Source organism: Pseudomonas sp. GD03944, assembly GCF_029839275.1.
GTDB lineage: Bacteria > Pseudomonadota > Gammaproteobacteria > Pseudomonadales > Pseudomonadaceae > Aquipseudomonas.
This window is the reverse complement of record NZ_JAOCAH010000006.1, coordinates 58,723-85,325: the sequence shown is the minus strand read 5'-3', so window position 1 is coordinate 85,325 and position 26,603 is coordinate 58,723. Positions and strand designations below refer to the sequence as shown.

Sequence of the window (26,603 nt, the reverse complement as noted above, 5' to 3'; positions counted from 1 at the left end):
CGACTCTCGGGATAAGCCTTGAGTAAGTGTAAGCCAGCCTTGGGCACTCGCCTAGGCGCGCCAGGTGGCGCCGTTGGGCTGGTCGAGGTGGTTCGCCAGGTAGTGGGCGAACGCATCGCGGCTGATCGGGCGGGCGCCGAAGCTGTGCAGGTGCTGGGTCGGCATCTGGCAGTCGATCAGGACGAAACCGGCTGCTTTCAGGTGTTCGACCAGGGTGACGAAGCCTACCTTGGAGGCGTTGTCGGCGCGGCTGAACATCGATTCTCCAAAGAATAGCTGTCCCATGGCAAGACCGTAGAGGCCGCCGACCAGTTCCTCGTCGCGCCAGACTTCCACCGAATGCGCAAAGCCGCGGGCATGCAGTTCGAGGTAGGCGTCGCGCATGGTCTGGGTGATCCAGGTGCCGTCGGCGTAGGCGCGGGGCCCTGAGCAGCCGTCGATGACCGCGGCGAACTGCTGGTCGAAGGTCACCCGGTAGGTGCCCTGACGCATGACTTTGCGCAGGCTGCGCGATACGTGCAGCTCGTCCGGAAGGATTACGGTGCGCGGGTCGGGCGACCACCAGAGGATGGGCTGTCCGTCCGAGAACCAGGGGAAGCAGCCATGGCGATAGGCCTGGACCAGGCGCTCGGGGCTCAGGTCGCCGCCGGCCGCCAACAGGCCATTGGGCTCGCGCAGGGCTTTGTTGAGGGGCGGGAAGGTCAGCGAGTCACGCTGCAGCCAGGTCAGCATTCGGCAATCGCCAGGGCAGGGGAGGGCGGGGGTGACCCCGCCCGGGATCGATCAGTTGTCGTCGAGGAATTTTTCGACGTCCAGCGCCGCCATGCAGCCGGCGCCGGCGGAGGTGATCGCCTGACGGTAGACGTGATCGGCCACGTCGCCGGCGGCAAACACACCTTCGATGCTGGTCGCGGTGGCGTTGCCTTCGCTGCCGCCCTTGATCAGCAGGTAGCCGTCACGCATTTCCAACTGGCCCTTGAACAGGTCGGTGTTGGGCTTGTGGCCGATGGCGATGAACACGCCGGCCAGCGGCAGGTCCTGGGTTTCGCCGGTCAGGGTGTCGCGCAGGCGCGCGCCGGTCACGCCGCTGGCGTCGCCGAGGACTTCTTCCAGGGTGTTGTTCCAGTGCAGTTTGACGTTGCCGTTGGCGGCCTTGTCGAACAGCTTGTCCTGCAGGATTTTCTCCGAGCGCAGCTTGTCGCGGCGGTGCACCAGGTGCACTTCCTTGGCGATGTTGGACAGGTAGAGGGCTTCTTCGACAGCGGTGTTGCCGCCACCGATGACTGCGACCACCTGGTTGCGGTAGAAGAAACCGTCGCAGGTGGCGCAGGCCGATACGCCGCGGCCGGAGAACGCTTCTTCCGACGGCAGACCCAGGTACTGGGCGCTGGCGCCGGTGGCGATGATCAGCGCGTCACAGGTGTAGGTGCCGCTGTCGCCCTTGAGGGTGAACGGGCGCTGCTGCAACTCGGCAGTGTGGATGTGGTCGTAGATGATCTCGGTGTCGAAGCGCTCGGCGTGTTTCTGCATGCGCTCCATCAGGGCGGGGCCGGTCAGGCCTTCCACGTCGCCTGGCCAGTTGTCGACTTCAGTGGTGGTGGTGAGCTGGCCGCCCGGCTGGATCCCGGTGATGATCACCGGCTTCAGGTTGGCCCGGGCAGCGTATACCGCAGCGCTATAACCGGCAGGACCCGAACCCAGGATGATCAGGCGGGAATGCTTGACTTCGCTCATAAAAAGACCCCATAAGCCTTTGTCACAAAAGAGAATGCATGCTCCAATTGAGCCGCACGGAAGATGTTGGTGGCTATGCTACACCGAAGCAGGGGCGCAGCGGGAGCCAGCGACCCGCAAGCGTGGCATCGTGTGGGCAAACCCGTACAATAGACCGCCGAGGCCTTTCCTTGCTCCTTGTTAATCGTTTAGTCGGCGCCACAGGCGCAGGAACAGATGCGTTTTGAAGAACTCTAGCCCTACAGCCCAGGCCCCCGTGTGGCGTCAGCAATTACCTAGCCGTTTGAAGGAAGGTGCGCTGATCGCTCTGGGGGCATTGTGTCTTTATTTGTGGATGGCATTGCTGACCTACGACCCGGCCGATCCGGGCTGGACGCACACCAGCAATGTCGAGCAGGTGCAGAACGCCGCCGGCCGCGCCGGTGCGTGGTTCGCTGACATCCTGTTCATGGCGTTGGGCTATTTCGCGTACCTCTTTCCGTTGCTGCTGGGCGTCAAGACCCTGCAGGTATTCCGCAGCCGCCACCAGCCGTGGCAGTGGAGCGGCTGGCTGTTCTCCTGGCGCCTGATCGGCCTGGTGTTCCTGGTGCTGTCCGGTGCGGCGCTGGCCTACATCCATTTCCATTCCGGCTCGCACATGCCGGCCTCTGCCGGTGGTGCACTGGGCGAAAGCCTGGGGCAACTGGCCGTCAACGCGCTGAACGTGCAGGGCAGCACCCTGGTGTTCATCGCCCTGTTCCTGTTCGGCCTGACGGTCTTCACCGACCTGTCCTGGTTCAAGGTCATGGACCTGACCGGCAAGATCACCCTCGACCTGCTCGAATTGCTGCAGAGCCTGGTCAACCGCTGGTGGAATTCGCGCCTGGAGCGCAAGCAGCTGGTCGCCCAGCTGCGTGAAGTGGACGAGCGCGTCAGCGAAGTCGCCGCCCCCGTGGTGCGCGACCGCCGCGAGCAGGCCAAGGTCAAGGAACGCCTGATCGAGCGCGAAGAGTCCCTGAACAAGCACATGACCGAGCGCGAGAGCCGTCCGGCCCCGGTCATCACACCGCCTGCGCCGCCCAAGTCGGTGGAGCCCAGCAAGCGCGTGCAGAAAGAGAAGCAGGCGCCGCTGTTCGTCGACAGCGCCGTCGAAGGCACGCTGCCGCCCATCTCCATTCTCGACCCGGCCGAAGCCAAGAAGGTCGCGTACTCCCCCGAATCCCTGAAAGGCGTGGGGCACCTGCTGGAGATCAAGCTGAAGGAATTCGGCGTCGAGGTCACGGTGGATTCGATCCACCCCGGCCCGGTGATCACCCGATACGAGATTCAGCCTGCTGCCGGCGTGAAGGTCAGCCGCATCGCCAACCTGGCCAAGGACCTGGCGCGCTCGCTGGCCGTGACCAGCGTGCGGGTGGTCGAGGTCATCCCGGGCAAGACCACCGTGGGTATCGAGATTCCCAACGAAGACCGGCAGATCGTGCGGTTTTCCGAGGTGCTGTCGTCCAATGAGTACGACGAGGCCCGTTCGCCGGTCACCCTGGCCCTGGGCCACGACATCGGCGGCAAGCCGGTGATCACCGACCTGGCGAAGATGCCGCACCTGCTGGTGGCCGGTACCACCGGTTCCGGTAAGTCGGTGGGCGTGAACGCCATGATCCTGTCGATCCTGTTCAAGTCGTCGCCTGCGGACGCCAGGCTGATCATGATCGACCCGAAGATGCTCGAACTGTCGATCTACGAGGGCATTCCGCACCTGCTCTGCCCGGTGGTCACCGACATGAAGGAGGCGGCCAACGCGCTGCGCTGGAGCGTTGCCGAGATGGAGCGGCGCTACAAGCTGATGTCCAAGATGGGCGTGCGCAACCTGGCCGGCTTCAACCGCAAGATCAAGGACGCCATCGAGGCCGGCACGCCGATCGCCGATCCGCTGTACAAGCGCGAAAGCATGGAAGACGAGGCGCCGTTGCTGGAGCCGCTGCCGACCATCGTGGTGGTGGTCGACGAATTCGCCGACATGATGATGATCGTCGGCAAGAAGGTCGAAGAGCTGATCGCCCGTATCGCCCAGAAGGCCCGTGCCGCGGGTATTCACCTGATCCTGGCGACCCAGCGTCCGTCGGTGGACGTGATCACGGGCCTGATCAAGGCCAACATCCCGACCCGCATGGCCTTCCAGGTATCGAGCAAGATCGACTCGCGCACCATCATCGACCAGGGCGGGGCAGAACAGCTGCTCGGCCACGGTGACATGCTGTATATGCCGCCGGGTACCAGCCTGCCGATCCGCGTACACGGCGCCTTCGTCTCCGACGAAGAAGTGCACCGCGTGGTCGAGGCGTGGAAACTGCGCGGTGCGCCGGATTACAACGAAGACATCCTGGCCGGTGCCGAAGAGGCCGGCAGCGGCTTCGAGGGCGGCGGCGAGGGCGGTGGCGAAGGCAGCGAGGAAGACCCGCTGTACGACGAAGCCGTGCGCTTCGTGACCGAAAGCCGCCGTGCCTCCATTTCCGCGGTGCAGCGCAAGCTCAAGATCGGCTACAACCGAGCCGCACGCATGATCGAGGCCATGGAAATGGCCGGTGTCGTCACCTCGATGAACACCAACGGTTCCCGCGAAGTCATCGCCCCGGGGCCGGTTCGCGACTAAACGTCCACGACTTATTTCATGAGGATTTCCATGCGCCTGATTCGCCTGTTGCTCGTAGCCGCACTGAGTGTGTCGAGCCTGTTCGCCCACGCCGAAGACGAAGTGGCGGTGCAGCGCCTGACCCAGTTGCTCAACCAGGCCCAGACCATCAATGCGCGGTTTTCCCAGCTGACCCTGGATGGCAGCGGCACCCAGCTGCAGGAAACCGCCGGCCAGCTGGCGCTCAAGCGCCCGGGGCTGTTCCGCTGGCACACCGACGAGCCGATGGAGCAACTGCTGGTGTCCAACGGTCAGAAAGTGTGGCTGTACGACCCGGACCTGGAGCAGGTCACCATCCAGACCCTGGACCAGCGCCTGACCCACACTCCGGCTCTGTTGCTGTCCGGTGACGTGTCGAAGATCCGCGAGAACTTCGAGATCACCCACAAGGAAGGCGGCAGCGTGGTGGACTTCATCCTCAAGCCAAAATCCAAGGACACCCTGTTCGACAGCCTGCGCCTGTCGTTCCGCAACGGCGTCCTGAATGACATGCAGCTGATCGACAGCATCGGCCAGCGCACCAACATTCTGTTCCTCAATGTGAAGATGAACGAAGCCATCGACGACGGCCAGTTCAGTTTCGACATTCCCGAGGGCGCAGACGTCATCCAAGAGTAAGAGGCTCCAGCCCGGTTCCATGGACCTGTTTCGCAATGCGCCCGTCGCTCAACCCCTGGCCGCCCGCCTGCGCGCGGCCAGCCTGGACGAGTACGTCGGTCAGGAACACCTGCTGGCGCGCGGCAAACCGCTGCGCGAGGCTCTGGAGCAGGGCGCGCTGCACTCGATGATCTTCTGGGGGCCGCCAGGCGTGGGCAAGACCACCCTGGCGCGCCTGCTGGCCCAGGTTACCGATGCGCACTTCGAGACGATTTCCGCCGTGCTCTCCGGGGTCAAGGAGATCCGCCAGGCGGTGGAGGTGGCCCAGCAGCATGCCGCCCAGTACGGCCGCCGGACCATCCTGTTCGTTGACGAAGTGCACCGCTTCAACAAGTCCCAGCAGGATGCCTTCCTGCCCTACGTGGAAGACGGCACGCTGATCTTCATCGGCGCCACCACGGAAAACCCCTCGTTCGAACTGAATAACGCGCTGTTGTCCCGTGCCCGGGTCTATGTGCTGAAAAGCCTCGACGAAACGGCCCTACGCAAGCTGGTTGACCGCGCCCTGACCGATCCAAAGGGGCTGGGCGAGCGCCACTTGAACCTGCCGGATGACAGCTTCGCGATCCTGGTGGCCGCGGCCGATGGTGATGGGCGACGCCTGCTCAACTTCCTGGAAAACGCCGCCGACCTGGCCGACGACAACAGCGCCATCAGCGTCGAGTTGCTGCAGGACCTGCTGGGTGACAGCCGTCGCCGTTTCGACAAGGGCGGCGAGGCCTTCTACGACCAGATTTCCGCACTGCACAAGTCGGTGCGTGGTTCCAGCCCGGACGGTGCCCTGTACTGGTATGCGCGCATGCTCGATGGTGGCTGCGACCCGCTGTACATCGCGCGCCGGGTGGTGCGCATGGCCAGTGAGGACATCGGCAACGCCGACCCCCGCGCCCTGACCCTGTGCCTCAACGCCTGGGATGTTCAGGAACGCCTGGGCAGCCCGGAAGGCGAGCTGGCGGTGGCCCAGGCCATCGTCTACCTGGCCTGTGCGCCGAAGAGCAACGCGGTCTATACGGCCTTCAAGTCGGCCATGCGTGAGGCCGCGGAGCACGGCTCGCTGGAAGTGCCGCTGCACCTGCGCAATGCGCCGACCAAGCTGATGAAACAACTGGGGTATGGCGACGAGTACCGCTATGCCCATGATGAGCCGGACGCCTACGCCGCCGGCGAAGACTACTTCCCCGAACAGCTGCCGCCGCGCCAGTACTACCAGCCGGTGCCGCGCGGCCTGGAAGGCAAGATCCGCGACAAGCTGGCCCACCTGGCCAGCCAGGATGCCGCCAGCCCGCGCAAGCGGAGGCCATCATGATCGGTGTGGTTCTGGCGGTCGCCGCCGGCGGGGCGACCGGCACCTTGCTGCGTTTTGCCACGGGCAACTGGATCACGGCGCACTGGCCGCAGCACTTCTATACCGCTACCCTGGCGGTGAATATCGTCGGCTGCCTGCTGATCGGTTACCTATACGGCCTGTTTCTGCTGCGGCCTGAGGTGCCTCTCGAGGTGCGTGCCGGCCTGATCGTCGGCTTCCTTGGTGGCCTGACGACGTTTTCTTCCTTTTCGCTCGACACGATCCGCCTGCTCGAAAGCGGGCACGCGCCTCTGGCCTTCGGCTATGTGGCGCTGAGTGTGTTCGGCAGCCTGCTCGCCACCTGGGCGGGTCTATCTTTCACCAAACTCTGATTGACGAGAACCTGACATGCTCGACGCCAAACTGGTACGTACCCAACTGCATGAAATCGCCGAGCGCCTTACCGCTCGTGGCTTTCAACTGGACGTAGCGCGTTTCGAATCCCTCGAATCCCAGCGCAAGGACGTACAGACCCGCACCGAGCAGTTGCAGGCCGAGCGTAACAGTCGTTCCAAGGCCATCGGTCAGGCCAAGCAGCGCGGCGAAGACATTGCGCCGCTGCTGGCCGATGTGGACCGCATGGGCAACGAGCTGGAAGAGGGCAAGCGCGAACTGGAGACCATCCAGGCCGACCTCGACAACCTGCTGCTGAACATCCCCAACCTGCCCCATGAATCGGTGCCGGTCGGCGAGGATGAAGATGGCAACGTCGAGGTGCGCCGCTGGGGCACCCCGAAGGCCTTCGATTTCGAGATCAAGGACCACGTGAGCCTGGGCGAGCAACACGGCTGGCTGGACTTCGAGACCGCCGCCAAGCTGTCGGGTGCGCGCTTCGCCTTGCTGCGCGGCCCGATCGCCCGTCTGCACCGCGCCCTGGCGCAGTTCATGATCAACCTGCACACCGCCGAGCACGGCTACGAAGAGGCCTACACCCCGTACCTGGTGCAGGCGCCCGCGCTGCAGGGCACCGGTCAATTGCCGAAGTTCGAGGAAGACCTGTTCAAGATCAGCCGCGAAGGTGAGGCCGACTTCTACCTGATCCCGACCGCCGAGGTGTCGCTGACCAATATCGTGTCCGGCGAAATCCTTGAGGCCAAACAGCTGCCGTTGAAGTTCGTCGCCCACACCCCGTGCTTCCGCAGCGAAGCCGGTGCGTCGGGCCGCGACACCCGCGGCATGATCCGCCAGCACCAGTTCGACAAGGTCGAGATGGTCCATATCGTCGAGCCCGGCAAGTCCTTCGAGGCGCTCGAGGAGCTGACCAGCCACGCCGAGAAGGTCCTGCAGCTGCTGGAGCTGCCATACCGCGTGCTGGCCCTGTGCACCGGCGACATGGGCTTCAGCGCCACCAAGACCTACGACCTGGAAGTCTGGGTGCCGAGCCAGGACAAGTACCGCGAGATCTCGTCCTGCTCCAACTGCGGCGACTTCCAGTCGCGCCGCATGCAGGCGCGCTACCGCAACCCGGAAACCGGCAAGCCGGAGCTGCTGCACACCCTCAATGGCTCGGGCCTGGCCGTGGGCCGTACCCTGGTGGCGGTGCTGGAAAACTACCAGCAGGCCGACGGCAGCATCCGTGTGCCGGAGGTGCTCAAGCCGTACATGGGCGGTATCGACGTCATCGGCTGAGCCGTACGCTCGACAGCATGACCCGGGGTGGCGATGGCCACCCCTTTTTTCAGTGCCGTCTGGCTTGTCCCAGGCCAGACGGCGTGTTCAATCGGCCCGGCCATTCACACCTGCGAGACCCCCATGGATTTCCTCCCTCTGTTTCACAAGCTGCAAGGTCGCCGGGTGCTGGTGGTCGGTGGCGGCGAAGTGGCGCTGCGCAAGTCGCGCCTGCTGGCGGACGCCGGGGCGGCACTGCGCGTGGTGGCGCTGGACGTGAAAAGCGAGCTGCGCGAACTGGTGGCGCAGAGCGCCGGCGATCTGGTGTTGCGTGATTACCAGGCGGCCGACCTGAGCGGCGTGGCCCTGGTCATCGCGGCCACCGATGACGAAGCGCTCAACGCGACGGTGTCCGAGCAGGCCCAGGCCCTGGGCATTCCGGTGAACGTGGTCGATGCGCCGCAGCTGTGCAGCGTGATCTTTCCGGCCATCGTCGACCGTTCGCCGCTGATCGTTGCTGTGACCAGTGGCGGCGATGCGCCGGTGCTGGCACGGTTGATCCGCGCCAAGATCGAAACCTGGATTCCGGCTAGCTACGGCCAGCTGGCGGGCCTGGCCAAGCGCTTCCGCGCGCGGGTCAAGGGCCTGTTCCCGGATGTGCAGCAACGCCGGGTGTTCTGGGAGGACGTGTTCCAGGGGCCGATCGCCGAAAGCGTGTTCGCGGGAAAAATGGCCGAAGGCGAGCGTCTGCTGGAGGCGAAGATCGCCGGGGCCGCGCCCCAGGCGCTGGGTGAGGTTTATCTGGTCGGGGCGGGGCCGGGCGATCCCGACCTGCTGACCTTCCGTGCGCTGCGCCTGATGCAGCAGGCGGACGTGGTGCTGTACGACCGCCTGGTGGCGCCGGCCATCGTCGAGCTGTGCCGCCGGGATGCCGAGCGCATCTACGTCGGCAAGCGCCGCGCCGATCACGCCTTGCCTCAGGAGCAGATCAACCAGTCCCTGGTCGAGCTGGCCAAGTCGGGCAAGCGGGTGCTTCGCCTGAAAGGCGGCGATCCCTTCATCTTCGGGCGTGGCGGGGAAGAGATCGAAGAGCTGGCGGCCCACGGCATTCCGTTCCAGGTGGTGCCTGGCATCACCGCGGCCAGCGGCTGTGCGTCCTACGCGGGCATTCCCCTGACGCACCGCGATCATGCGCAGTCGGTGCGTTTTGTCACCGGCCACCTCAAGGACGGCAGTTGCGATTTGCCCTGGGGCGAGCTGGCGGCGCCGCGTCAGACCCTGGTGTTCTATATGGGCCTGGTCGGCTTGCCGGTGATCTGCGAGCGGCTGATTGCTCATGGCCGGGCGGCGAGCACGCCGGCGGCGCTGATTCAGCAGGGCACCACGCAGAATCAGCGGGTGTTCACCGGTACCCTGGAAAACCTGCCGCAGCTGGTGGCCGAGCATGAAGTGCATGCGCCGACGCTGGTGATCGTCGGCGAGGTGGTGCAGCTACGCGACAAACTCGCCTGGTTCGAAGGCGCCCAGGCGCAGGATTAACGCCCCATCCACACACCGTTGCCAGGCAGGCGCTCGCGGTCGTGCGGGCGCGTGAAGTCCTGCTCCGGGCCCTTGGGAATGACGCCGGTCGGGTTGATGGTGCGGTGGCTGGCGTAGTAGTGGCTCTTGATGTGAGTCATGTCCACCGTCTGCGCCGCCCCCGGCCACTGGTACAGCTCACGCAGCCAGTTGGACAGGTTCGGGTAGTCCTCGATGCGCTTCAGGTTGCACTTGAAGTGCCCGTGATAGACCGCGTCGAAGCGCACCAGGGTGGTGAACAGGCGCCAGTCGGCTTCGGTCAGGTAATCGCCCGCCAGGTAGCGGCGCTCACCCAGGCGTGACTCCAGCCAGTCCAGTTCGGTGAACAGCGTATCGAAGGCTTCCTCGTAGGCTTGCTGGGTGGTGGCGAAACCGGCCCGGTACACGCCGTTGTTCACTGCCGGGTAGATCCGCTGGTTGAGCAGCTCGATCTCGTCGGCCAGGGCGTCCGGGTAGAAATTCAGGTGGTTGTCGGTCAGCCCGTTGAAGGCCGAGTTGAACATGCGGATGATTTCCGCCGACTCGTTGCTGACGATGCGCTGGCGCTGCTTGTCCCAGAGCAGGGGCACGGTCACTCGGCCGGTGTACTGGGCATCATCGGCGGTGTAGCGCTGGTGCAGGAACTCGAAGCCGTCCAGAGCATCGCCGGTGGAGCCGGTGGTGGTGTCGAAGCTCCAGCCGTCTTCGCGCATCAGCCAGCTCACCACCGACACGTCGATCAGCGATTCCAGGCCTTTGAACTGGCGCAGCAGCAGGGTGCGGTGAGCCCAGGGACAGGCCAGCGAGACGAACAGGTGGTAGCGCCCGGCTTCGGCCTTGAAGCCGCCTTCACCGCTCGGCCCCGGCGCGCCATCGGCCGTAATCCAGTTGCGGCGCTGGGCTTCTTCACGCTGGAAGCGCCCGTCTTTGGCCGTGTTGTACCACTGGTCTTGCCAGCGCCCTTCGATCAGCAAACCCATGTCCTGAAGCCTCGATTCGGCAAATGAGGTTTCAGTCTAACGAGATGGTTTCGATGGAAGGGTGGAAAAACCTGCCCGTATCAATCGATCAATTCGATTGAAGGCGATTGTCCCAGCGCTGTTGCGCCTCGGCGAACGCCGCTTCCCGGGGCATGCCCAGGCCGCGCAGGGCCAGGGCCATGGTGCTGAGCACGGCCAGGCGGGCATAGCTGTCTTCGACCTCGCCGCGCCAGAAGGCTTGCAGATGGGTGATATCCAGGGACTCGGGTTTGACATGGCGCTGGGCGGAGAGGGCGGGCCACTCTTCGTCCCAGTTGATGCCGTTGGCCGTGCCATGGAGGTGGCTGGTGGCATCGGGATTGACCTCGATCTCGCCGCCTTCGCCCTTGATCACGATCGCGGTGTCGCCCAACAACTGGCTGGCTTCGCGGTGCACCGCCTGGTAGCCGGGGTGGAAGATACTCTGCAGGCCGCAGCGGGCCGACAGCGGGTTGAGAATGCGCGCCAGGGAGTGGATGGGCGAGCGCAGGCCCAGGGTATTGCGCAAGTCGATCATGCGTTGCAGCTGCGGCATCCAGTCGCCGAGCGGAATGAACGCCAGGTTGCCCTGCTGCAGGGCGCTGCCGACGTCCTGCCAGTGGCGGCACAGCGGAATATCCAGTTGTTCCAGCACTTGTTCGGTGTATAGGCGCCCGGCCGTGTGTGGGCCGCCGCCGTGCATGAGGATGCGGACGCCGCTGGCCGCCAGGGCCTTGGCGGCCAGGAGATACCAGGGCAGGTGCCGCTTCTTGCCGGCGTAGGTCGGCCAGTCGATGTCGACGTCGAGCGCCGGCACCTGCAGGCGGGCGCGAATGGCGTCGGTGAAGCCGGCCATTTCCTCGGCGCTTTCTTCCTTGTGCCGAAGCAGCATCAGGAAGGCACCCAGTTGGGTGTCCTCGACCTTGTCGTCGAGCAGCATGCCCATAGCCTCGCGGGCTTCCTCGCGGGTCAGGTTGCGGGCGCCACGCTTGCCCTTGCCGAGAATGCGCACGAACTGTGCGAACGGGTGTTCCGGGGGCGTTACCAGGTTCATAGGCAATTGGTCGGCTTGGGCAGGCCCGCCAGCTTGGCGGCAAGTTTGGCGGGAGTGCCGTTGAACAGGCGGTTGAGGTGCAGGCTGTTGCCTTTTTCCGGCCCGAGCTCGAGGGCGACGTACTTGATCAGTGGCCGGTTGGCGGGCGACAGCTGGAATTCGTCGTAGAAGGCACGCAACAGCACGAGGATTTCCCAGTGCTCGGCGTCGAGTGGCAGGCCTTCTTGTGCGGCCAAGGCCTGGGCGACGGGCTCGGACCAGTCAGTGAGGTCGACCAGGTAGCCGTCCTTGTCCAGGGCGATCGAACGGCCTTCAACCAATAGCGTACTCATAGCCAGCTATTGACCTTGGCGAAGCGGCAGCTGAGTTCGACGAAGCCGGCGTAGTCCACCGCCTGGGCGCGGTCCGAGGCTGCGATACCGCGTGCCTGCAGGTCCTCGTCCAGAGCGTACAGGCCGATGCTGTCCGGCATCAGCTCCAGGGCCTGGCGCTGCAGGGTGCCCGCTTGCAGGGCATAGACGGCATCGCCGCTGAGCAGCAGGCCGTCGTCTGCGCCGAGCAGGCGCAGGCAACTGCTCAGGCGGCTGTCGCTGAATGGCGAATGGGAAAGTACGTGCAAAGTGGCCATCAGAGGGTGATCACCTGGTCGTAACGGGCAATAAGGGCGGTGAGGTCGCTATCGTCCAGCACCTCCACCGACAGGGCCAGTGCGTCGCCGGGCACGCCGCGTTCCTGCAGGCTGCGCGACGAGGCATACAGGGATTCCACGCCAAACATCGGCAGTGCCTGCAGGTTGGCGCTCAGGTCCTTCTGTTGCAGCGAGGCCGCTTGCTGGCCAGAGGCGAGCTGGAACACGCCGTCATCGAGAAACAGCATGCCCAGCGGCAGGTCGAAGGCACCACCCGCCAGGGCGATATCCAGGGCTTCGCGGGCGCCGGGGCCGGACCAGGGTGCCTGGCGGGTGATGATCAATAGAGATTGGCTCATGTCATGGGCCTCCGAAACTCACCAGGCGATCAGCGATCTGGTTCGCCTCGTGCAGTTGGCCCAGGCCGGACAACGTCCACGGCGCTTGCAGGTTGGCGCCGCCGCGCTCGTAGCGTTTGGCCTCGTCGCCATCGAGCACGCCACGGCGCAAGGCGGCGGCGATACAGACCACGCCGTCGAGCTGGTGCTCGCTGACGAAGGCGCGCCACTCGGACGTTAGGTTCAGTTCATCCTGAGGGCTGACCACGTGGCTCGACGCGCTGTGCACGCCGTCCTGGTAGAAGAACAGACGGACGATTTCGTGGCCGCCTTCCAGCGCCGCCTGGGCGAAGCGCAGGGCTCGCCGCGAAGAGGGGGCATGGGGCGGGGCGAACAGGGCGATGGCGAACTTCATACGGAATCCGACGGTGAAAACTGGGCGAATGATAAGGCCTCGGCGCCCAAGATGCTCGCTGCAGGCATGAAAAAGCCCGCCGAAGCGGGCTTGTTCCAGTCGTGACGCTGACGATCAGTCGTCGCCGCCCATGATGCCGAAGATCTGCAGCAGGCTGACGAACAGGTTGTAGATCGATACATACAGGCTGATGGTCGCCATGATGTAGTTGCGTTCGCCGCCATGGATGATCGCGCTGGTCTGGTACAGGATGCACGCCGAGGAGAACAGCACGAAGCCGGCGCTGATCGCCAGTTGCAGGCCGCTGATCTGGAAGAAGAAGCTGGCTACTACTGCGCCCAGCAGGACGAAGAAACCGGCGGTGATGAAGCCGCTGAGGAAGCTCATGTCCTTGCGGGTGGTCAGCACGTAAGCTGACAGACCGAAGAACACCAGGGCCGTCATGGTGAAGGCGGAGCTGACGACTTCAGCGCCGTTGGCCATGCCCATGTAGCGGTTCAGGATCGGGCCCAGGGTGTAACCCATGAAACCGGTCAGGGCCAGGGTGGAGACCAGGCCCCACGGCGAGTTGCGCAGCTTGGCGGTCAGGAAGAACAGGCCGTAGAAACCGATCAGCACCACGAAGATGTTCGGGTAGGGCACATTGGCGCGCTGTGCCAGGAACGCCACCAGGCCACTGAAGGCGAGGGTGATGGCCAGCAGGCCATAGGTGTTGCGCAGAACGCGGCTTACTTCCTGCTGTTCGACCTGCGCGTGATTGAGCGCGTATTCGTGTTCGTGCATGGCGTCACTCCTGTAGAGGCGATTGGGTCCGTGACCAGAGTCATGCCTGATCATAACAGAGCCCCGCGCAGTGCCAAGACAGAGAGTTTGACAGTGTGTTGCGTTCGGGTAAGATTGCCGCCCGCACAAAACGCCGGAAGCGTGGCAGAGCGGTTGAATGCAACGGTCTTGAAAACCGTCGAAGGGGAAACTCTTCCGTGAGTTCGAATCTCACCGCTTCCGCCATCTAATGCATTGTTTCTAAAGGCTTTTTTCTGGCGAAATGCTGAAAAGGGAACGTTTTGGGAACACTTTGGGAACAAAAGGGTGTTTGGGAAGGCCACTGAGGGGCCTCCCCGAATGGGGTCTTACAGTAGATCCAGCGCTCTGTTCAGCATCCCTACGAAGTCCGGGCCGTCCTTGCTGATCCACTTGGCGTAGTGCCGAAAGATCATCGCTGTCGACGTGTGCCCCATCTGATCCGCAATCCACTCCGGCGAAGCGATGCTGCTGCTCAGCATCTGGCTGGCGAACGTGTGCCGGCATTGGTTTGGTCCCCGCGGGCGCAGCTCTGCACGCTTGAGGTGCGCTTTCCACCAGCCGTTACGCAGCGTGTCGGACGTTGAATACGCCTCACCGCTCGCGGTGTTGTGGAACACGAAGCGCACACGCTGTTGCCGGCGCGTGCGGTTGTCGCGGTCAATCACCTCGATCATCACTGGTTCCAGGTGCGCGGTCAGCGCCACCTGGCGTTAGCGCCCGCAGTGCCGTCGACGTCCTCCCAGGCCACCGCCATGGCTTCGCTCCCCCATGGGCCGGACCAGATATGAATTCCGCTATGTTCAGCTCTTTGGCTCGATCGCTCTCCGTGCGGTGATCTTGTCCGAGGCATAGGAACTAGCTCTTTTGGCTCTCTGGCGTGATCTGGACGAGGTCGCCCAGCACGACATCCAGCGAGCCGCTGAAGAAAAGAAACGACTCTCTACCCTCGAAAGCCGACTCTAGGAACTGGAGGCAGTTGTAGCTGATATCAAAAGGCTGGCATGATCTGTTCCCATTGGGAACGTAAAGGAATACATGATCATGTCAGTACACGACACCCAGCATCTCCCACGCCTCACAGGCCACCGTATAACTCAAGAGTGTGCGCGGCTCGGTCTGACTCATTCTGAATTTCCTGAGCGCCTTTGCTATCAACCTTCGACGTATAAAGGTTTTCGAAGCGGGCGCCGGCGAGCCATTGCCTTACAACTTACAACCTGTCGGGCATACTACGGTTAGGTCTGACTTATAGGCTAATGGTTTGCCAGTGGTTAAGTTTCTTATTTTTAATGGCGACGTCACGGGTTTCGCGCTTGCTAATTTTGTCGGTTATTAACTTTATGTTATCGAGGGCGTAATGGCTGGAGAATTATTGGGAGTCGGAGTCAGAGACCTCCGAAGTTTTGGGGCTGAAAAGCAGCTTGTACCTGTTCGATCAATCAATGTTTTGGTTGGCAAAAATAGCTGCGGAAAAAGCACTTTCCTGAGGACTTATCCGTTGCTTAGGCAGTCCATCGAAGGTGACACAAGAACTCCTATATTATGGTATGCAGGGTATGGGGGGTATGTGGATTTTGGAGACTTCAAGACTTCTGTTAGAGATGGTGAAGATCAGTTATTTTTTGATTTTTCTATGCTGCTAAAAGTTGAGAGCCGGCGATATACAGCACTTACAAGAGAGCTTTATGAGGCGAGAGTTGATGCAGGTGCGCTCCGGTTTTCTGATACTCATAGAATTCAGTATGAAAAATATAACGATCTAGTTCGGCCAAGACGTTATGATAGTTATGAGGTCGATTTAGAACTCGGATTGTCTATGGTCGATAAAGACAAGTTGCTGTCGACTTTGATCTTGAGTGTATTTGGTGTAACAGTTGAATTAAATTATTCGGATAGAGGGGTTAATAGGTTTGAGGTGAGGACCGCCGATGGCGGTTATAGTAAGACCTTCGATGTACGATACATTTCATCTAAAGGCAATATTATTCCGACAGAGGTTAGTGGGATAAAGGACGTGACGCTTGCGTCAGGCGCCGTGAAGATGATTGATTCTGAATACTTAGGAAGGCATGTAATTTCCAATGTTATTGAATTGCTTGGGTTGTCTTCCTCTAAGCATGCGGAGCTTCGGAAGCGTTTAGGATATTTGGATTCTCGCCCTAAAGATGAGTTGAAAAGAGATTTAATAAAAATTATTTCTGATATGAATTACGTGGGCCCCCTAAAGAAAATTGAAAAAGAAGGGGTTCTGGAAGCAATTCAGGCAAATATACTTGCTCTTAATGTTAGTCGCTTTTGGAGTGCGGCAGATGATTTGCTAAAGAATTTTTATAGCGGTGTTCGGTATATGGGGCCGTTGAGAGCTACGGCAGAGCGATTTTATAGATTCCAAGATCTACAGATTGGTGAGCTAGATCATACTGGGGCTAATCTGCCCATGCTGATTTATTCTTTGGATAGAGCTAAAAGGAAAGAGTTGTCGGACTGGATAAAAGCAAATTTTGGCTTTTTACTAGAACTGCAAGTTGTAGGGTCTCACTATACGTTAAGAATCAAGGAGGAAGGTGAGTCAAACTACCATAATATTAGTGATATGGGTTTTGGGTATTCGCAAATACTTCCGGTTATTGTTTCCGTCTGGCTGGAATTGGTTAATAAGAACGGGCGTGCGGCGAGGGGGGTGAACAATGGGTCGTCGCGTAAACGCGCTTTGGTTATTGAGCAGCCGGAGCTGCATTTGCATCCTGCTTTGCAATACAAATTTGGCTTGGCTATCGCAAATGTAGCCGCTTTGGGCAAACAGTTGGGGTACACCTTCGTTATTGAAACTCATAGCAAACACATGATTGATGCGTTGTGTGAGGCTGTGAGATGCAAATCAATATCTTCCGAAGATTTAAGTATATGTCTTTTCGAAAAAGAGGGGGCGGGTCAAACTAAAATTCGTTTCTCTGGGTTCGATGATAATGGATACTTGACTAATTGGCCTGCAGGGTTCTTGGCTCCCGACTATGATTATAATAATTAATAGCTTGCCTGACTTTGGCAGTGACCGCGAAGGTAAGCTGAGAGCGCTACAGAATATTCTGACTTCCCATGGTGAGGGGAAGCATATCTTGTGGGCTCCGGTAGAGCTCATTAGTGAATTACAATCGTTGTCGTGCCTCTGTGAATATTCGCAAAGAGTGCTTGTGGATTTGCGCGGATTCGTTTTGGAAACAAGACATATTGAGAGGAAGTTCTCTTTTTATGTGGAAGTTGATTTTCAGGATGCCCGCAGTTTGCGTTTTGATGGTGATAGATTTGTTATAGGATATTCATGGGCTACTGATAGTTCGTATTTTCAGTCGGCACAGCTGCTGGCTGAAGATTATAATGATTTTTTGTTCTTCGAGAGAAGTGCGGAGATATATGTTGCGTCAAATCGAGAAGTTTCTTCTATTTGCGCCGTGAAGCTTTCTTGCATACCGGGTGGTGGGAGCGGGATTTTCGGGGTGTTCGAGGAAACTAAAGCGCTAAACAAATTATTTTTTTGTATCGTTGATAGCGACAAGAATCATCCCGGCGCATCTATTGGAAGTACTGCATCTCAATTCTACAGAACCCAGCTCGGTTACTATAGAAATTACATGCTGGAAATTCTCGAGTGCCATGAGTTGGAAAATATTATTCCTTTGAAAATTCTCACCGAGGTCGCAGGGGGGGAATTAGAGGGACTAATTTTTTCTGAACCTGACGCGTTGTGCTTCAGGAAATTTGCTGATCATAAGAAAGGGCTGTTAGTTAGCGAGGCCATTCAAAGCGATAGAGAGCACTCTTGCGATTATTGGCAGTGGCTTGAGGATAACGGATATGAAGATGATGCCGTCGTTTGCCCTCCGCTAGGGGCGAGAATTTTAGAACATTGTGTTTCATATATGAGAGAAAATAATCCACATCGAATTGCGGATATGATTGATAGAGACACCGATAGGTATTGGTATGATATTTCTCACATGGTGGCTTCTTGGGGTGTAGGCCTCAGGCGCGTTGTACGTTAATGGCTGCATAGGACGTTGTTGGCCTTTGTTGGACTCAATCATCCACCGGCAACGTCCAGAACAGCTGCCAGCCGTCATCGCGGTAGGCCACGGTGACGTTATCGTTCTCGCCGATCTCGTCCAGGATGCGCGCCCAGTCCTCGGGGCTGTCGCCCTCCATGCGCAGCAGTACCGCTGATCGGGATTTTTGCGCGGCCGGTGCGTTGATGGCCCGCTGAACACGGGCCCCGAGCAGCTCGTAAGAGGTGGGCACCGCTGCCGGCGCCGGTTTGCCTTTTGCCATGGTTTTGCTTCTCGATTGCTGTATGTACATACAGTAATTCCGAGTTTGCAAAATGTCACTCTCCATCCTGGGCCGCAACCAGCGGCTCGACCACCTGCTGCCCGAGGCGCGTGAGCTGCGCATTACGGGCTTCCAGTCACCCGCCGAGGACGAGAAGGAAGGCGGGCTCTCATTGGACGCACTCACCGGCCTGGGCGCCCCGCAGATCTTGGGGGGGCAGGTCGACGATAACAGCCTCATCGGCTTCGGCATGTACCCCGGCGACCGGCTGATTGTCGATCGCGGCACGATGCGCAAGCGCGAGCAGTATTATGTGGTGGTCGACCTGGCCAGCGACGGCTGCTACCGCGTACGCATGATGGCCGACAACGACCGATCCCGATCAGCGAGGTGGCGGCCAAAGATGACTTCGGCGCTATCAAGAACATCAGTCGCGACGACCTGCTGGCGGCGCTGCGCATTCCACTGTAGCTGATGGGTATTGTGCCCCAGAACGCGGGCGGGTTTGGTTCGATCAAGGACGCCGCAGCGGTCTGGGCTATGAGCGAGCTGGAGCCGATCCAGGCGAAGCTGAAGCAGATCAATGAGTGTTTGGGGGAAGAGGTGGTGCGCTTCTGGTCGTTTGAGCTGCCGGCTCCGAGAGAGCTTTGAGAAAAAGAGGGTTTCTGGGCAGGGCTATCGGCCAGCAGGTGAGCGTTAGTCCTGCTCCTGTCATTCACAGCCCATAATATTTCGACAGATTAGTCGCCAGAATCGAAGCTGCGGCTTGAACCGGAACATCCCATGCTGCAGTGCCAGCTTTACGGATCATTGCTGCCATCCAGTCCTTAACCTTTGCGCCAAACTCAGCAGGCTGTTCTATCGCAAGATTTGCATCTTGCTCAATCGCGGTTCGAAGGTACTGCAGGTCCTCAGAAGCAACCTTGTTCTCAGATAGCGCCCTGAGGAGCGATTCAATGTCGTTTTGGGCGACGGATGTGCTGTTATTGGACGCTTGACTGCCATCGCCTATCGCGAAATTAATATTTGCCCCATGCCCGAAAACTGCGCCCTTAAAAATCTCATTCAGGCCGGAAATCTTTGGTACGCCTGACAAATCATCGTCCTTTGCATCGGTTGGAATCTGGTCGGCTAAGTTAAGCAGAAGGTCAAGAAGACGAGAGCGTGCTTCAGTTAGAATCTGTGCGAATGTGCCCGCTGGCAGGACGCCCCAAGCATTCACGATCGAGTAAGACTCATCTATTCCATGCAGAAGAAAGGGGTACATCTCTTGTTTGATGCTGGCTGTGAGCTCTTCCCCCTTAAGAGCGAAACCCTCGATCACAGCAATACTTTGCTGGAAGCGTGTCGTAAGTAACTTCTCCCTCATGTGTTGAGGGATGCCCCCTAACGGCAATGGCATGTTTTCGTAGCGGCGGGCCAAGTTTTCAAGCGTCCCATGAGGCGTGAATCTTACTGCGCGGTACTCAGGTACCGAGTCTCTATCGGCATACCCCTGGATTTCGCTTCGGACCCATTGCGCAAAGTCTCTGTCTTGGAGCTTATGCGCAATGATCTGTGCCTTGATGAAGGCGCTCGCAAGTGGTGCTTCAGCATTTGAAACCAGTTCGATTGCTTCATTGATGAGCTTCATCTGGTCCTACCTAAGATTCTACATTCTTCGAGCCTACTGGCATTTCGTCATGACCGTCCAGTAGGTCGGGTGGGCCTGGCGCTCGCAGTCTTCCCCGCCATGCCTGCCCGCTAAACCTATGGCTTTTTCTGCATGCTTGCGAGTCCTGTGGCGCTGCCCAGTGCCTAGGCGTGCTCGTGGTACGGGGGCTGAAGCCCTGCTAAACCCTGTAGCTAGGAGGCTATTCCGGGAAGCCCGATGGCAATCGAGCCCGTTTTTCTGAGGTCATTTCGGAAAAAGGTAATTTTGGTAATGGCTGTGCGAAAAGGGGGGCTGGAGGCCGCGTAGTTACTGGGCTGCAGCGATTACCTTGGAGAGTAATTTCTGGTAAGTGGAAAGGTGATTTTTCTGTAAGTGATTGAAAGATTCGGACGAGTTACCGGAAACGAATCGAGCTTCTGCAGCGCTCCGCCCTTGGTGGACGTGCTCTTGAAGCCTCGCAGAAAAGGCACCCTGGGGGTGCCTTTTTCATTTCTGCATCTTGAGTCCCTGTGTCAGCGGGGAATCCGCGCGATGACCTTGATCTCGAAGTCGAAGCCCGCGAGCCAGTTGACGCCGATCGCCGTCCAGTTCGGATAGGGGGCCTTCGGGAAGATCTCGCCCTTGACGGTCATGATCGTGCCGAACTGGTGTTCCGGGTCGGTGTGGAAGGAGGTGACGTCGACGATATCGTCAAACCCGCAACCGCCGGCCTTCAAGGTCGCCTCGAGGTTGGCGAACGCCAGGCGGACCTGGGCCTCGAAGTCCGGCTCGGGGGATCCGTCGCTGCGGCTGCCGACCTGACCGGACACGAACAGCAGGTCATCCGAGCGGATGGCCGCGGAGTAGGTCTGGGAGGTGTAGAGGTCATGTCGCCCTGCAGGGAATACGGCGTCTCGGGTTGCCATGGTGGTCTCCTTCTGAGGCCATTCGCCCCGTGGAAATGGTCAGGAAACTCTAGGCCGTCATGGCGCATGGATAAACGCCGAGGAGGCATAAACACTGTTTGGGCTCACCAAATAATCGCGCTCTGCCTTCTGGCGTCGCATACTGGCGAGGCTCGGTCGGAGTCGTGCCTGGTCGCGCGGCCGGTTGTTCTATGTGTTTGATTGAGCGGTGAATGCAGTATTTTGACGCTTGCTTTTTGACGGTTATGCGTCAAGCTAGGTCTAGCCGGGTCTTTTTGCTAAGGTGGCCGGCATTCCAACAAGACCACAGTCTTGAGTGGCTGACTCATAACGAGGTGTCGCTTGATTAGGGTGCTAGTGGTCGATGACCACGATCTGGTTCGAACAGGTATCACGCGCATGCTGGCCGATATCGACGGCTTACAAGTCGTCGGTCAGGCCGAGTCTGGCGAAGAGTCCCTGCAGAAGGTCCGCGAGCTGAAGCCCGATGTCGTCCTCATGGACGTCAAGATGCCCGGCATCGGCGGCCTGGAAGCGACCCGCAAGCTGATCCGCAGCCACCCCGACATCAAGGTCGTCGCCGTGACGGCCTGTGAAGAAGACCCGTTCCCCACGCGCCTGTTGCAGGCTGGGGCCGCGGGTTACCTGACCAAGGGCGCTGCGCTGGATGAAATGGTCCAGGCCATTCGCCTGGTGTTTGCCGGCCAGCGGTACATCAGCCCGCAGATTGCCCAGCAGCTGGCGCTGAAATCGTTCCAGCCGCAAACCAGCAACTCGCCGTTCGATCTGCTGTCCGAACGTGAGATCCAGATTGCGTTGATGATCGCCGGCTGTCAGAAGGTGCAAAGTATTTCGGACAAGCTGTGTCTATCACCCAAGACAGTGAACACCTACCGCTACCGAATTTTCGAGAAGCTGTCGATCACCAGTGACGTCGAGCTGGCCTTGCTCGCCGTACGCCACGGGATGGTCGACGCCACCCGTTGAGATGACCGTGTTCGACCCCAGTGCGTTTCTGGCCACCTGCAGTGGCCGCCCCGGCGTGTACCGCATGTTCGATGCGGACAACAAATTGCTGTATGTCGGCAAAGCCAAGAACCTGAAAAAGCGTCTCGCCAGTTACTTCCGTAAAACCGGACTGGCGCCGAAGACGGCTGCCCTGGTCGGCAAGATCGCCCAGGTCGAAACCACCATCACCGCCAATGAAACCGAGGCGCTGCTGCTCGAGCAGACGCTCATCAAGGAATGGCGGCCGCCGTACAACATCCTGTTGCGCGACGACAAATCCTACCCCTACGTGTTTCTCTCGGACGGCGACTTTCCGCGCCTGAGCATTCATCGCGGGGCGAAGAAGCAGAAGGGTCGCTACTTCGGGCCATACCCCAGTGCTGGCGCGATTCGCGAGAGCCTGAACCTGCTGCAGAAGACCTTCCTCGTGCGTCAGTGCGAAGACAGCTATTACCGCAACCGGACCCGCCCGTGCCTGCAGTACCAGATCAAGCGCTGCAAGGCGCCGTGCGTGGCCCTGGTGGAACCCCAGGAATACGCCGAAGACGTTCGCCACTCGGTCATGTTCCTGGAAGGGCGCAGCAATGCGTTGACCGATGAGCTGTCCAGCGGCATGCAGGCCGCCTCCATGGCCCTGGATTTCGAGCGGGCGGCGGAGTTGCGCGACCAGATCGCGTTGCTGCGCCGGGTCCAGGACCAGCAGAGCATGGAAGGCGGCACCGGCGACGTGGACGTGGTCGCTGCCATGGTCAACCCGGGCGGCGCCTGTGTGCACCTGATCAGCGTGCGTGGTGGGCGGGTGCTCGGCAGCAAGAACTTCTTCCCGCAGGTGGCGATCGAGGAGGAGGGCAGCGATGTGTTGCTGGCCTTCCTGGCCCAGTACTACCTGAGCAGCCAGGAGCGCGACCTGCCCAGCGAGCTGATCGTCAACACCCAGCATGAGGACTTCCCGACCCTGATCGCGGCGATTGCCGAGTCCCGCGGACGGGAGTTGAGCATCAGCTATCGGGTGCGCGGTACCCGGGCGCGCTGGCAGCAGCTGGCGGTGACCAATGCCGAGCAGGCGCTGGGGGCGCGGCTGGCCAACCGGCAGCACGTGGCCGCCCGTTTCGATGCCTTGGCCGAGGCGCTGGACCTGGACGAAGTGCCGCAGCGCCTGGAGTGCTTCGACATCAGCCATTCCAGTGGCGAGGCCACCGTGGCGTCCTGCGTGGTATTCGGGCCGGAAGGGCCGCTCAAGTCCGACTACCGCCGCTACAACATCGAAGGCGTGACCGGCGGCGACGACTACGCGGCCATGCACCAGGCCCTGACCCGACGCTTCAGCAAGGTGAAGGAGGGCGACGGCAAGCTGCCCGACATCCTGCTGGTCGACGGCGGCAAGGGACAGTTGGCCATGGCCCGCGAAGTGCTCGAAGAGCTGGCCGTGCCGGAACTGGTGCTGCTTGGCGTGGCCAAGGGCACCACGCGCAAGCCGGGCCTGGAAACGCTCTATCTCAACGACGCATCCCACGAATTCACCTTGCCGGGCAATTCACCGGCCCTGCACCTGATCCAGCAGATACGCGATGAATCCCACCGTTTCGCCATCACCGGGCACCGAGCCCGCCGTGGCAAGGCGCGTCGCACCTCAAGCCTGGAGGAGGTCGCTGGCGTGGGGCCGAAGCGCCGCCGCGAACTGCTCAATCACTTCGGAGGGCTGCAGGAGCTGTCCCGCGCCAGTATCGAAGAGATCGCCAAAGCGCCGGGGATCAGTAAAAAGCTTGCCGAGCTGATTTATGCCGCATTGCACAGCGAGTAGAATGCCGGCTCACCTTGCAGCCTAGTTGTGCCGATGAATATCCCCAACCTGCTTACCGTGCTTCGTGTTGCGCTGATTCCGTTCTTCATTCTGCTGTTCTATCTGCCCTTCAGCTGGAGCTATTGGGCGGCCAGTGCGGTGTTCGCCATCGCGGCCGCCACCGACTGGCTGGACGGCTACCTGGCTCGCCGCTGGGAGCAGAGCACACCCTTTGGCGCCTTCCTCGATCCGGTGGCGGACAAACTCATGGTCGCGGTGGCGCTGGTGCTGCTGGTGGCCGAGCACGGCAACCTGTGGCTGACCCTGCCGGCGACCATCATCATCGGCCGCGAAATCGTCGTGTCCGCCTTGCGCGAGTGGATGGCCGAGCTGGGTGCACGCGCCCATGTCGCGGTGTCCAACCTGGGCAAGTGGAAGACCGCCGCCCAGATGGTCGCGCTGGTCATCCTGCTGGGCAATCCGCCGCTCTTTAACTTCTGGGTGCTGCTCGGCTACGGCTTGCTGATCATCGCCGCCGTGCTCACCCTGTGGTCGATGGTGCAGTACCTGCTGGCTGCCTGGCCGCACCTGAGCACCACCGCGGAAAAGAAATAAACTTTTTTGAATCAAGGGGTTGACGGGGCGTCCTGAACCTATAGAATGGCGCCCGTCACCAAGACAAGCGGGAATAGCTCAGTTGGTAGAGCACGACCTTGCCAAGGTCGGGGTCGCGAGTTCGAGTCTCGTTTCCCGCTCCAGTTTTACACGAGTCGCCACGGCGGCTCGTTTGGTTTAAAGGCTGAGTTGCAGAGTGGTTATGCACCGGATTGCAAATCCGTGAACGCCGGTTCGATTCCGACCTCAGCCTCCAAATAGAAAGCCTCGTAGATCAGTGATTTACGAGGCTTTTTTATTAAGCCGGATAATGTTGCGAGCCCGACATGGGCTGTATATAGTCCAGCCCACGTTGCACAGCGCCATTCGCCCCGATGGTGAAATTGGTAAACACAGCAGACTTAAAATCTGCCGACCGCGAGGTCTTGCCGGTTCGATTCCGGCTCGGGGCACCATTCCAATCAGGCGATACAGCCTGTTTCTGCAAGCGCTGATCGTCTTGGCGCTTGTCGCGTTACTGTCGCTTCTCGACTTTCTTCTTCCCTGTCCTTCGGCGTCCCGCTGAATACGCCGAATCGCGTGCCTTCGCTAGGCTTTCGGCTTCCTGGGCAATACCTTCGTCAGATTCCCCGTCTGCTTGTTGAGCGCCGGCTTGCTTATGCGCAGGATCAGCGACTCGACGTGCTTCGGGTAGTCGGAGTGGTCCTTTCCGCCGACATCGTAGGCCGAAATGTATTTGACCACCGATTTGCGTTTGGCCGGGCGGGAGGCGGAGCGGGGGAAGGGAACATCCACGGTTCGACCGAGCGCGTCGATGATTTCACTCTTCAGTGACGAGTTGGCCTTACCGATGTAAATGAGCCTGCAGAAGCTGTCGTAGAACGCATAAACGCCCGGTTGATCATGGTGCCCGCGCAGCATGCTGTTGATCTGGCTGGCGACCGCTTCGTTCTCATCGAACGGTGTGTGCTCACAAACGACCTGAAACTCGGGGATAAGCGCGACGGCCATGATGTAGCGCGCAGTGTCTGCCCTGGCGGAGACCTCATCCGCGCTCCAGCGGCGCAGCTGTGTCTGGGTATACCCGGTTGCCTCCGCTGCTTCCTTGAGATCGCCATTGAAGTACATCTTGATGGCGAAACGTATGACAGCGTTGCTGTCGCTCATGTGGAGTGCTCCCTGCTGGTGGTGTGCGCGTCTGGCGGTGCAGCATAACGATCTTGGCGAAGTGCTATCGCTTTTTTGAGTGCGATATCGAGTGCCGGCAGGCAAACCGCAGGCAGAAAAAAGCCCGCACGGAGCGGGCTATTTCTTGGGGGGCAGTTCCTTTTGCCGGGCGGGAGTATTCCACAGCCAACACGACAGGTCTGTGACACCGGGCAATGGAAAGGGCGCTGTGTTCGCATTATTTTCATCGGGTCGACGCGCTGCAATGGCCATTCTAGACGCTTTGCGTGAATTTCCTGTCAGTGGAGAAACGGCGTGGCGGCCGTTGGCTACCGGCATCACGGTATCGGCGAGCGCGATCACGTAGCATCGTGTGCCGCCACCCGCTCGAGGTCGCCTGCAGGCCTCGTCAACCCAGGAAATCGCCATGGACAGGCCTGCGCACGCCCTTTACTACACCACCGTCATCGGCCTCTCGAACCAGGATGCCGTGCTGGGTGGTTTTCTCTACGGCGAAGGCCATGAGCCGAGCATCACCCGGGTGTCGATGATCCACGACGGCCAGTGGTTTCATCTGTACGACCTCGATGACATCGTGCACGCCACGGCGCTGATACCGGGCCTGGGCGAGTGTCCCGCCACCCTGTGCTTTCTCGGGCGCCGGGGCCTGCTGCGCGAGCATCCTCGCGGTGGGTCGCCATTCGACAGCCAGCTGCGCAGCAAGGCGGGCTACTTCCTGGGGCTTCGCAGCATTGCCGGTTCGCTGTACGCCTGCGGCACCCAAGGGCAATTGCTGCGCCGCCAGGGCGATACCTGGGTCGATCACGATCAGGGCCTGTTCAGGCCGTTGAGCGGCCAGGTGGACCGCATGCTGCGGGCCCTGGATGGATTTGCCGACGACGATCTCTACGCGGTTGGCATGGGTGGCCAGATTTCGCACTGGGACGGCAGCCGCTGGCAGGCACTGCACAGCCCGACCGGCTGGCTGCTGAACGACGTCTGCTGTGCGCCGAACGGGCAGGTCTACATCGGTGGGGTGGCGGGCACGCTGCTGCGTGGGTCGGCGAACAGGGGATGGCAGTCCATCGAGGGAGCGGGGCCGGCAGACAGCATCGAGTCGCTGGCCTGGTTTGACGGCAAGCTGTACGCCGCCGCACAGAACCGGCTTTTCTGCTGGGACGGCGAGGCGCTGACGGCAGTTTCTCCGGGTGTCAGCGGCTCGCAGGCGTTCTTCAGGTTGCATGCCTGTGAACAGGCGCTGTGGAACGTCGGGGACGACTGCGTGCTGAGTTTCGACGGCAACACCTGGACGAGACACGAGCCGCCGGCCTGAGTGGCGCCCACGCGT

The 26,603-nt window shown here is 60.6% G+C and carries 27 protein-coding genes, 4 tRNA genes and 1 pseudogene; 18 read left to right on the top strand and 14 right to left on the bottom strand.

Annotation, left to right across the window (positions count from 1 at the left end; all coding sequences use genetic code 11):
* Positions 1-51: 51 nt before the first annotated feature.
* Positions 52-732, bottom strand: coding sequence for a leucyl/phenylalanyl-tRNA--protein transferase (aat, locus tag N5C28_RS11545; protein WP_279822409.1), 681 nt, complete (start codon positions 730-732; stop codon positions 52-54).
* Between the two features lie 51 nt (positions 733-783).
* Positions 784-1,734: a thioredoxin-disulfide reductase gene (gene trxB, locus N5C28_RS11540; protein WP_279822408.1), complete on the bottom strand. Its 951-nt coding sequence runs from the start codon at positions 1,732-1,734 to the stop codon at positions 784-786.
* A 223-nt stretch (positions 1,735-1,957) separates the two neighbouring features.
* Here trxB and ftsK point away from each other — a divergent pair, with 223 nt between their 5' ends.
* The 6 genes from ftsK (at position 1,958) to cysG (ending at position 9,548) form a co-directional block, all read left to right on the top strand.
* On the top strand, positions 1,958-4,360 hold the full coding sequence (gene ftsK / locus N5C28_RS11535) for a DNA translocase FtsK (protein ID WP_279822407.1): 2,403 nt from the start codon (positions 1,958-1,960) through the stop codon (positions 4,358-4,360).
* 30 nt (positions 4,361-4,390) lie between these two features.
* Positions 4,391-5,017 carry an outer membrane lipoprotein chaperone LolA gene (gene lolA, locus N5C28_RS11530; protein WP_279822406.1) on the top strand — a complete coding sequence of 209 codons (627 nt, stop codon included), beginning with the start codon at positions 4,391-4,393 and terminating at the stop codon, positions 5,015-5,017.
* A 19-nt stretch (positions 5,018-5,036) separates the two neighbouring features.
* Positions 5,037-6,362, top strand: coding sequence for a replication-associated recombination protein A (locus N5C28_RS11525; protein ID WP_279822405.1), 1,326 nt, complete (start codon positions 5,037-5,039; stop codon positions 6,360-6,362).
* Positions 6,359-6,733 (top strand): fluoride efflux transporter CrcB, encoded by a 375-nt coding sequence (gene crcB / locus N5C28_RS11520; protein WP_279822404.1) that lies wholly within the window; start codon positions 6,359-6,361, stop codon positions 6,731-6,733. The genes N5C28_RS11525 and crcB overlap by 4 nt, the downstream gene beginning before the upstream one ends.
* 16 nt (positions 6,734-6,749) lie before the next feature.
* Positions 6,750-8,030: a serine--tRNA ligase gene (serS, locus tag N5C28_RS11515; protein WP_279822403.1), complete on the top strand. Its 1,281-nt coding sequence runs from the start codon at positions 6,750-6,752 to the stop codon at positions 8,028-8,030.
* Positions 8,031-8,153: 123 nt separating this feature from the next.
* Positions 8,154-9,548 (top strand): siroheme synthase CysG, encoded by a 1,395-nt coding sequence (cysG, locus tag N5C28_RS11510; protein WP_279822401.1) that lies wholly within the window; start codon positions 8,154-8,156, stop codon positions 9,546-9,548.
* On the opposite strand, the gene N5C28_RS11505 is transcribed toward cysG, so the two are convergent.
* From N5C28_RS11505 to N5C28_RS11475, 7 genes are all read right to left on the bottom strand, one after another.
* Entirely contained in the window at positions 9,545-10,546 is a 1,002-nt protein-coding gene (locus N5C28_RS11505; protein ID WP_279822399.1) for a glutathione S-transferase family protein, read from the bottom strand. The two genes, cysG and N5C28_RS11505, sit on opposite strands and share 4 nt — an antisense overlap.
* A gap of 88 nt (positions 10,547-10,634) precedes the next feature.
* A complete protein-coding gene (locus tag N5C28_RS11500) occupies positions 10,635-11,618 on the bottom strand; it encodes a glycosyl transferase family protein (protein WP_279822397.1) in 984 nt (327 codons plus the stop codon).
* Complete coding sequence (locus tag N5C28_RS11495; RefSeq protein WP_279822395.1) at positions 11,615-11,950, bottom strand: TusE/DsrC/DsvC family sulfur relay protein; 336 nt, start codon at positions 11,948-11,950, stop codon at positions 11,615-11,617. The genes N5C28_RS11500 and N5C28_RS11495 overlap by 4 nt, the downstream gene beginning before the upstream one ends.
* Positions 11,947-12,246 carry a sulfurtransferase complex subunit TusB gene (gene tusB, locus N5C28_RS11490; RefSeq protein WP_279822394.1) on the bottom strand — a complete coding sequence of 100 codons (300 nt, stop codon included), beginning with the start codon at positions 12,244-12,246 and terminating at the stop codon, positions 11,947-11,949. Before tusB ends, N5C28_RS11495 begins: the two co-directional genes overlap by 4 nt.
* The gene (gene tusC / locus N5C28_RS11485; RefSeq protein WP_279822392.1) at positions 12,246-12,605 is read right to left on the bottom strand and encodes a sulfurtransferase complex subunit TusC; all 360 of its coding nucleotides are present in this window, start codon (positions 12,603-12,605) and stop codon (positions 12,246-12,248) included. The genes tusB and tusC overlap by 1 nt, the downstream gene beginning before the upstream one ends.
* Position 12,606: 1 nt before the next feature.
* Complete coding sequence (tusD, locus tag N5C28_RS11480) at positions 12,607-12,999, bottom strand: sulfurtransferase complex subunit TusD (RefSeq protein ID WP_279822390.1); 393 nt, start codon at positions 12,997-12,999, stop codon at positions 12,607-12,609.
* A 114-nt stretch (positions 13,000-13,113) separates the two neighbouring features.
* Positions 13,114-13,782 carry a Bax inhibitor-1/YccA family protein gene (locus N5C28_RS11475; RefSeq protein ID WP_279822387.1) on the bottom strand — a complete coding sequence of 223 codons (669 nt, stop codon included), beginning with the start codon at positions 13,780-13,782 and terminating at the stop codon, positions 13,114-13,116.
* A gap of 135 nt (positions 13,783-13,917) precedes the next feature.
* Here N5C28_RS11475 and N5C28_RS11470 point away from each other — a divergent pair.
* Positions 13,918-14,007, top strand: a tRNA-Ser gene (locus N5C28_RS11470).
* 122 nt (positions 14,008-14,129) lie between these two features.
* Here the strand turns inward: N5C28_RS11470 and N5C28_RS11465 are convergent.
* Positions 14,130-14,477, bottom strand: coding sequence for a tyrosine-type recombinase/integrase (locus N5C28_RS11465; RefSeq protein ID WP_279822386.1), 348 nt, complete (start codon positions 14,475-14,477; stop codon positions 14,130-14,132).
* Positions 14,478-15,160: 683 nt separating this feature from the next.
* Between N5C28_RS11465 and N5C28_RS11460 the strand changes: the two genes are divergently transcribed.
* Complete coding sequence (locus N5C28_RS11460; RefSeq protein WP_279822385.1) at positions 15,161-16,831, top strand: AAA family ATPase; 1,671 nt, start codon at positions 15,161-15,163, stop codon at positions 16,829-16,831.
* Positions 16,832-16,994: 163 nt separating this feature from the next.
* A complete protein-coding gene (locus N5C28_RS11455) occupies positions 16,995-17,843 on the top strand; it encodes a hypothetical protein (RefSeq protein WP_279822383.1) in 849 nt (282 codons plus the stop codon).
* A 34-nt stretch (positions 17,844-17,877) separates the two neighbouring features.
* Here the strand turns inward: N5C28_RS11455 and N5C28_RS11450 are convergent, their stop codons facing one another.
* On the bottom strand, positions 17,878-18,126 hold the full coding sequence (locus tag N5C28_RS11450; RefSeq protein WP_279822382.1) for a DUF1654 domain-containing protein: 249 nt from the start codon (positions 18,124-18,126) through the stop codon (positions 17,878-17,880).
* Between the two features lie 52 nt (positions 18,127-18,178).
* On the opposite strand from N5C28_RS11450, the gene N5C28_RS11445 reads away from it, so the two are divergent.
* Positions 18,179-18,601, top strand: coding sequence for a S24 family peptidase (locus tag N5C28_RS11445; RefSeq protein WP_279822662.1), 423 nt, complete (start codon positions 18,179-18,181; stop codon positions 18,599-18,601).
* A pseudogene (locus tag N5C28_RS11440) lies at positions 18,487-18,777 on the top strand (Presumed portal vertex protein); the annotation flags it as partial. The gene N5C28_RS11445 and the pseudogene N5C28_RS11440, both read left to right, overlap by 115 nt.
* Before the next feature lie 64 nt (positions 18,778-18,841).
* Here N5C28_RS11440 and N5C28_RS11435 read toward each other — a convergent pair.
* Positions 18,842-19,759 carry a hypothetical protein gene (locus tag N5C28_RS11435; RefSeq protein WP_279822380.1) on the bottom strand — a complete coding sequence of 306 codons (918 nt, stop codon included), beginning with the start codon at positions 19,757-19,759 and terminating at the stop codon, positions 18,842-18,844.
* Positions 19,760-20,292: 533 nt separating this feature from the next.
* Positions 20,293-20,685: a RidA family protein gene (locus tag N5C28_RS11430; protein WP_279822378.1), complete on the bottom strand. Its 393-nt coding sequence runs from the start codon at positions 20,683-20,685 to the stop codon at positions 20,293-20,295.
* Positions 20,686-21,027: 342 nt separating this feature from the next.
* Here N5C28_RS11430 and uvrY point away from each other — a divergent pair, with 342 nt between their 5' ends.
* The 6 genes from uvrY (at position 21,028) to N5C28_RS11400 (ending at position 24,543) form a co-directional block, all read left to right on the top strand.
* Positions 21,028-21,672, top strand: coding sequence for a UvrY/SirA/GacA family response regulator transcription factor (gene uvrY / locus N5C28_RS11425; protein WP_279822376.1), 645 nt, complete (start codon positions 21,028-21,030; stop codon positions 21,670-21,672).
* Between the two features lies 1 nt (position 21,673).
* Entirely contained in the window at positions 21,674-23,494 is a 1,821-nt protein-coding gene (uvrC, locus tag N5C28_RS11420; RefSeq protein ID WP_279822374.1) for an excinuclease ABC subunit UvrC, read from the top strand.
* 33 nt (positions 23,495-23,527) lie between these two features.
* Positions 23,528-24,088, top strand: a complete 561-nt coding sequence (gene pgsA / locus N5C28_RS11415) for a CDP-diacylglycerol--glycerol-3-phosphate 3-phosphatidyltransferase (protein ID WP_279822372.1) — start codon at positions 23,528-23,530, stop codon at positions 24,086-24,088.
* Positions 24,089-24,155: 67 nt separating this feature from the next.
* Positions 24,156-24,231 (top strand) — tRNA-Gly (locus tag N5C28_RS11410).
* Positions 24,232-24,270: 39 nt separating this feature from the next.
* Positions 24,271-24,344 (top strand) — tRNA-Cys (locus tag N5C28_RS11405).
* Positions 24,345-24,456: 112 nt separating this feature from the next.
* Positions 24,457-24,543, top strand: a tRNA-Leu gene (locus N5C28_RS11400).
* Positions 24,544-24,676: 133 nt separating this feature from the next.
* Here N5C28_RS11400 and N5C28_RS11395 read toward each other — a convergent pair.
* Positions 24,677-25,255, bottom strand: coding sequence for a hypothetical protein (locus N5C28_RS11395; RefSeq protein ID WP_279822370.1), 579 nt, complete (start codon positions 25,253-25,255; stop codon positions 24,677-24,679).
* Between the two features lie 427 nt (positions 25,256-25,682).
* Between N5C28_RS11395 and N5C28_RS11390 the strand changes: the two genes are divergently transcribed.
* Entirely contained in the window at positions 25,683-26,588 is a 906-nt protein-coding gene (locus N5C28_RS11390) for a hypothetical protein (protein ID WP_279822368.1), read from the top strand.
* Positions 26,589-26,603 lie beyond the last annotated feature (15 nt).